This window comes from Bacillus sp. SIMBA_154 (assembly GCF_046536015.1).
GTDB classification, from domain to species: domain Bacteria; phylum Bacillota; class Bacilli; order Bacillales; family Bacillaceae; genus Bacillus; species Bacillus pumilus_P.
The window spans coordinates 1-340 of record NZ_JAWJBV010000115.1 but is presented as its reverse complement, the minus strand read 5'-3'; the positions used below and the strand labels follow the sequence as shown (position 1 = coordinate 340).

Genomic DNA, 340 nt, shown 5'->3' with positions numbered 1-340 from the left:
AGGTTTTCTTCAATTTTTATAGTAATTCCTTCTTCCACTTCTTGTGGCGCGGCGCCAGGGTAAATAGCTTGTATACTTACCCAGTTACTTTCAAATTGAGGGAACGCTTGTTTACGAATGGTTAGCGCGGTTAATAACCCGCCAATCAAGACAAAAATCATGATTAGGTTAGCAGCAACGGGGTTGCGCGCAAACCACGCAATTAATCCCTTTTCAGCAGTTGTGGTCATTGCTTACTCTCCTTTTAATGCAAGCTGAGTAACGTCTGGTTTGGTCACAGTGTCTTCAATTTTTACTGCCATTCCTTCACTAGGGTATTCAAGAGCAGAGGTAATCAGTT

At 42.4% G+C, this 340-nt stretch carries 1 protein-coding gene; it reads right to left on the bottom strand.

From position 1 onward, the window contains the following. Positions 1–230 (bottom strand): efflux RND transporter permease subunit (locus R0K30_RS21365; RefSeq protein ID WP_410612780.1); only part of this gene is annotated, 230 nt, incomplete at its 3' end. Positions 231–340 lie beyond the last annotated feature (110 nt).